This is a genomic window from Thermococcus sp. 101 C5 (genome assembly GCF_009372125.1).
Taxonomy (GTDB): Archaea; Methanobacteriota_B; Thermococci; order Thermococcales; family Thermococcaceae; genus Thermococcus_A; species Thermococcus_A bergensis.
This window is the reverse complement of the sequence record NZ_WHIZ01000092.1, coordinates 1-4,978: the sequence shown is the minus strand read 5'-3', so window position 1 is coordinate 4,978 and position 4,978 is coordinate 1. Positions and strand designations below refer to the sequence as shown.

Here is a 4,978-nt window from a genome sequence, read left to right as displayed (position 1 = left end):
GGGAAAAGTTCTGGGTGATTGTTGAGGAGTTTTCCGGCTGTTTTCTGTTTTTGGATAAGGGGTATGTTAACAGGGAACTCGAGGAGGAGTTTTTGAGGTTTGGCGTTGTTTACACGCCAGTAAAGCGGGGGAATCAGATTAGTAATCTGGAGGAGAAGAAGTTTTACAAGTACTTGTCTGACTTTCGCAGGAGGATTGAGACTTTGTTTTCGAAGTTTTCTGAGTTTCTTCTGAGGCCGAGCAGGAGTGTTAGTTTGAGGGGGTTAGCTGTCAGGATTTTAGGGGCGATTCTGGCCGTGAATCTGGACAGATTATACAACTTCACAGGTGGTGGGAACTAGGGTATTATGAATATCACGATAGGCATAGAAAAAGACTGGGACGTTATGAGGTTCGCTACCAAGGAAGGCGGAATGGCTACAACACGCCCTTTAATTACGGTGAAGCTCTTTGCGTCTATTGGTTTCAAAATAGCCTCAGGGTCACCTTCCATGTTCTGCTGTATCTTTAGCTTCGCGAGATACTCGTTGAGAACCGTCAGTACAGCGTTTATCCTTCCCTCACTTACTGCCTCTCTCATGCCTCCGCTTATTCCTCTGATTATGCCGTACACCTCGACTTGAGCCTTTTGGTTGTTCTCTATGGCCCTTGAAAAGTTCTGCGGGATTATTACGATCATGTTGTAGTTCTCTTCTTGAGCTTTCTGGAGGGCTTCATCAACGCTCAAAGCCTCTATTTTGGTTAAGGTTACATTGGGAGCGGCTTCTAAAGCTTTGATTAACAAATCGCCGTACTGCCCCTCATCAAGGTTCACCAGCACAACCTTGGTTTCCTCTTGAGCCTGTTCAAAGCCTACCTGCATCATCTGCCCCAAGGCGGGATATATGATCAGGGGAACTATTATTATGCCAAATATAAGCCCCTTATCCCTCAGAAGGTCTTTGAGCTCTTTCATTACAAGTATCCAGAAGTCACTCATTCAAACACCTCCACCGCCCGTTTGGATTATGGACATAAAGACTTCTTCGAGGTTTTCCGCCCCGTATTTTTCTTTCAGCTCCTTTGGAGTGCCTATTTCAACTATCATGCCGCGGTTTATCAGAGCAACCCTATCACAGAGAAACTCCACTTCGAGCATATTGTGGCTTGAAACTAGAAATGTTATTCCCTTTTCTCTTGCGAACTGTTTTATCGTCTGCCTTATGGAATACGCGTTTATTATGTCCAGTCCGCTTGCCGGCTCATCCAGAATAGCAAGCTTGGGCTCAACCATCAAAGCTCTCGCAAGCAAAAGCTTTCTCGTCATACCCTTTGAGTAGGTGGATATTTTGTCGTTCAGCCTATCTCCAAGACCGCTAAGCTTTACACCAAGCTCGAGCATCTTTTCATAACTCTTTCCCGTTTTAGCATAAAGCTTGGCCATAAACTGGAGGTACTCAATCCCCTTGAGGTTCTTATAAGCTCCGGCTTCCTCCGGAAGGTAGCTTATGAGCTTTCTTACCTCATCCCCCTCTTTAACCACGTCATGACCAAAGACTTCAGCTCTTCCTCCCGTTGGAGTCAGCAAAGTTGCTAGGATCTTGAGCGTCGTGCTCTTCCCAGCACCGTTTGGCCCTATTAGGCCGAAAATTTCGCCCTCTTTGATCTCTAGGCCGAAAATTTCGCCCTCTTTGATCTCAAAGCTTATTCCTTTGAGGGCCTTAACCTTTCCATAATCCTTCTCAAGGTTTTCAACCTTAACAGCCGTCATGTATCTACCTCCTTACTATTTTCGTATATGAATATATCTTCAATTTTGACATTGAAAAGCCTTGCTATCTTAAAGGCCAACCTTAAAGATGGATCGTATTTGCCCTTCTCTATCGCTATTATCGTCTGTCTTGTGACGCCGAGGGCCCTGGCAAGCTCCTCCTGGGTCAGGCCCCTCTCTTCCCTCAGCTCGCGGAGGCGGTTTTTCATCCCTACATCCTCCTAGCGTAGTATGCTCTAAAGATCCAGATGCTAAAGAATATCGCCATGAAGATTATCAAAGCTGTGTCCCTAGCATCGCTGTTTTTTGTAACAAACCAATGATAAAATAATAAAATGATGTCCACAATCATAACGAGCTCCAAAGCTTTAAGTGCAGTCCTTTTATCTATTTCCTTCGCTCTTTCATCGGCGGGAAGCCCTATTTCTCGAAGCATAATTCTCGTCATCAAAGTTCCAAGAAGAGCTCCACCAATAAGGGAGATAACTGCAACGATGAGCAATTCGTTCATTCACATCACCCTTGCGTAATAATGCCTTAGAATGAGGTGTAGGAAAAGCACCCCAGCAAGTGTGAGTCCTATGGCAGCAAAAGCCCCCGCAAACTTCGGATCACTCAGCTTTCCTGTGAGAGCTATCATAGCGATAGCCAAAGCTACTTCTACAATTTGAATGGTTCTTACTGCGGCAATTTCACTTATCCTTTTTGTACGCTCGTCCTCGAAGACATGACCCCTATTTTCAAAGATTAAGTAATAGCTGTGAATGAAAAACGCTCCTAAGACAAAAACCGCCACGGATACTTCAACTTTTCCCTCTGGGAGTGCCCAACCCATTATCCATCCCATTGCCATAACACCAACTAGTGGTGGAAGATGGACAAGCTTGCTCATCCTCCTCACCATGTAAAGTTTCCTTTACGTAAAGTTTCCTTTACATCCTTATAAACCTTTTCTCCACACACCTGTTCCCAACTTCAATATTTCAAAGCCTTCCTACTTTTTAAGCCAGTAATAGAGCCTTGCAGCTAGAATAGAGTATACAAAGAGTTGAACCACAACAAAAAAGTATCCACTGAGGATTTCAAACTCCTTTGTCCCATAACTGCTCGCTAACTTCCATACGGAGAATGCCGTTATTATCGGAAAGGAAATCTCAAAGGTTAAAGTTAAAACTTCCATTTCCTTAATTCTCTCATCTTCGCTCCTTTCAATTCCTGCAAGTTTCATTCCCAAATATATGGAACAAAACGCCAGAATCACAGATATCGCAGCTTTATCGGGATTTTTAGATTTTATAAAGTGAACCGTGAGAATTACAAATAAAATCATGAAGACAAAAGCAGATATCCAAACGCCCCAGCGCTTAATCTCCATGCAATCACCGGTGATTCTTAAAATTAGAGGAGGTAGAGAAGGTCAAGGCCCTTGAAGTTTCTCCTTTATTGTCGAAAGCCTCCTAATCTTTGATTTGACTGCAAGTTTGTTGTGGTCTACAACTATGAATTCTCCGATGCTCTTAACGGCGTTCATAGGTATAAGGAGGAGACCCTCGTGATCGGTAACAAACTCACTAGTGTCTAAATCTTCATCTGGCTCGGCAACAATTACCAGAATTTCTCCAGTTTCCTCGTCGAAGCTCAAATCATAAAGCCATCCAAGTCTTATTCCAGTGTCAGTTATAATCTCCATATCCCTAAGCTTTGATGCCTTAATTTTCACCATCTTAGTCTCCCTCCACTTTTTGCCTAGATAAAAAATGGCGTTTTTTCTATAAAATCTTTTCTAAAAATGAAAGGTCAAAGGGTGAAGTAGTCAACCTCTTTACGTTCTCCTCCTCCAGTAGCTTTCCTGCTCTCCTCAAATTGCTTGTAATAATCAAGCATATACCTTGTTATACTTGGCCTGACCTTCTTCATTGCCTCTTCAAAATCCCTCTTTGAAACGCGGAGTTTTTCGAGGAACTCCTCTGCCTGCTCTTCTATGAGCTCCTTCGGGGTTATAGAAACGGCCCTTCTAAGGGCAATTAGGGCTGCTTCTCTAACAAGTGCAGCCAAATCTGCACCGCTGTAGCCTTCGGTTTTCTTTGCGAGCTCTTCTAAGCTAACATCACTTGCAAGAGGCACCCTCCTCGTGTGAACCTTAAGAATCTCAAGCCTTGCCTTTTCATCTGGGGCTGGAACGAGGATAAGCCTGTCGAACCTTCCCGGTCTAAGCAAGGCTGGGTCAAGAATGTCAGGCCTGTTCGTGGCAGCAATAACCACAACACCACTGTTCTCCTCAATACCATCCATCTCCGTGAGCAGCTGGTTGAGCAACGTGTCCATGACTCTGTTAACGTCGCTTCCCCTTGCCTGGGCTATTGCATCAATTTCGTCAATGAATATCACTGTTGGAGCAGCCTGTCTGGCCTTTCTAAAGATTTCCCTTACTCTCTTTTCGCTTTCTCCAACCCACTTGCTGAGAACCTCTGGCCCCCTGATGCCGATGAAGTTGGCCTCACTTTCGTTAGCAACGGCCTTGGCCAGCAAGGTCTTACCGGTTCCTGGAGGACCATAGAGGAGAATGCCCTTTGGTGGTGTAATGCCAAGCCTCTGAAAGGCCTTGGGATATTTGAGAGGCCACTCCACAGCTTCTCTGAGCTCCTGCTTAACCTCTTCAAGGCCACCGATGTCCTCCCACTTAATGTTCGGAACCTCTAAGAGCACTTCTCTTAAAGCCGAGGGTTCAATCATCTTCAATGCTTCGTAGAAGTCAGCCCTCGTTACCTTAAGCTCCTGGAGCACTTCTGGCGGAATTCTTTCTTCCTCAGGGTTTATCTTTCCTTCAGCTATTAGCCTTCTTAGAACGACCATAGCGGCTTCTCTTGCCAGTGCTGCGAGGTCAGCACCAACGAATCCATGAGTCTTCTCAGCAAGCTCCTCAAGGAGTATATCAATTAAACGATGTCTCACTTCCTTGTATATTTCCCCATCATCTTTTAGAATCTCCTTGATCTCGTTTTCGTCCTTCGCACTCTCGACCTTTTTGATAATCTCCTCAAGCTTCGCCTCCTCAAAGGAGGATTTTCTTTTCAGCTCATTTAACACTTTCAAAACGCTCTTTTTATCATAATCTGGCTCAAGAGGCATTCCTCTTGTGTGGATTTGGAGAATTTCTTTTCTTCCCTGCTTGTCAGGAACACCAACCTCAATCTCCCTATCAAACCTACCCGGCCTTCTGAGAGCTGG

The 4,978-nt window shown here is 44.7% G+C and carries 8 protein-coding genes and 1 pseudogene; 1 reads left to right on the top strand and 8 read right to left on the bottom strand.

Annotated features, from left to right (window positions below; translation table 11 throughout):
* Positions 1 to 341 (top strand): annotated as a pseudogene (locus tag GBV73_RS10435) (IS982 family transposase); the annotation flags it as partial.
* On the opposite strand, the gene GBV73_RS10430 reads toward GBV73_RS10435, so the two are convergent.
* The 8 genes from GBV73_RS10430 to GBV73_RS10395 all read right to left on the bottom strand — a co-directional run.
* Positions 338 to 979 carry an ABC transporter permease gene (locus GBV73_RS10430; protein ID WP_371717094.1) on the bottom strand — a complete coding sequence of 214 codons (642 nt, stop codon included), beginning with the start codon at positions 977 to 979 and terminating at the stop codon, positions 338 to 340. The pseudogene GBV73_RS10435 and the gene GBV73_RS10430 sit on opposite strands and share 4 nt — an antisense overlap.
* Positions 980 to 1,750: an ABC transporter ATP-binding protein gene (locus tag GBV73_RS10425; RefSeq protein ID WP_152881193.1), complete on the bottom strand. Its 771-nt coding sequence runs from the start codon at positions 1,748 to 1,750 to the stop codon at positions 980 to 982.
* Complete coding sequence (locus GBV73_RS10420) at positions 1,747 to 1,959, bottom strand: helix-turn-helix transcriptional regulator (protein WP_152881191.1); 213 nt, start codon at positions 1,957 to 1,959, stop codon at positions 1,747 to 1,749. Before GBV73_RS10420 ends, GBV73_RS10425 begins: the two co-directional genes overlap by 4 nt.
* A 2-nt stretch (positions 1,960 to 1,961) precedes the next feature.
* On the bottom strand, positions 1,962 to 2,261 hold the full coding sequence (locus tag GBV73_RS10415; protein WP_042696831.1) for a DUF2178 domain-containing protein: 300 nt from the start codon (positions 2,259 to 2,261) through the stop codon (positions 1,962 to 1,964).
* Positions 2,262 to 2,642 (bottom strand): DUF2178 domain-containing protein, encoded by a 381-nt coding sequence (locus tag GBV73_RS10410; protein ID WP_152881189.1) that lies wholly within the window; start codon positions 2,640 to 2,642, stop codon positions 2,262 to 2,264.
* A gap of 102 nt (positions 2,643 to 2,744) precedes the next feature.
* Entirely contained in the window at positions 2,745 to 3,125 is a 381-nt protein-coding gene (locus tag GBV73_RS10405; RefSeq protein ID WP_152881187.1) for a hypothetical protein, read from the bottom strand.
* A gap of 42 nt (positions 3,126 to 3,167) precedes the next feature.
* On the bottom strand, positions 3,168 to 3,473 hold the full coding sequence (locus GBV73_RS10400) for a PRC-barrel domain-containing protein (RefSeq protein ID WP_042696837.1): 306 nt from the start codon (positions 3,471 to 3,473) through the stop codon (positions 3,168 to 3,170).
* A gap of 74 nt (positions 3,474 to 3,547) precedes the next feature.
* The coding region (locus GBV73_RS10395; protein WP_152881185.1) for an AAA family ATPase at positions 3,548 to 4,978 on the bottom strand (1,431 nt) is incomplete at its 5' end.

Excerpts from the sequence above, each read along its gene's own strand:
- GBV73_RS10420 (WP_152881191.1), bottom strand. The coding sequence starts at position 1,959 with ATGAAAAACCGCCTCCGCGAGCTGAGGGAAGAGAGGGGCCTGACCCAG.
- GBV73_RS10400 (WP_042696837.1), bottom strand. The coding sequence starts at position 3,473 with ATGGTGAAAATTAAGGCATCAAAGCTTAGGGATATGGAGATTATAACT.
- GBV73_RS10415 (WP_042696831.1), bottom strand. The coding sequence starts at position 2,261 with ATGAACGAATTGCTCATCGTTGCAGTTATCTCCCTTATTGGTGGAGCT.
- GBV73_RS10410 (WP_152881189.1), bottom strand. The coding sequence starts at position 2,642 with ATGAGCAAGCTTGTCCATCTTCCACCACTAGTTGGTGTTATGGCAATG.
- GBV73_RS10430 (WP_371717094.1), bottom strand. The coding sequence starts at position 979 with ATGAGTGACTTCTGGATACTTGTAATGAAAGAGCTCAAAGACCTTCTG.
- GBV73_RS10405 (WP_152881187.1), bottom strand. The coding sequence starts at position 3,125 with ATGGAGATTAAGCGCTGGGGCGTTTGGATATCTGCTTTTGTCTTCATG.
- GBV73_RS10425 (WP_152881193.1), bottom strand. The coding sequence starts at position 1,750 with ATGACGGCTGTTAAGGTTGAAAACCTTGAGAAGGATTATGGAAAGGTT.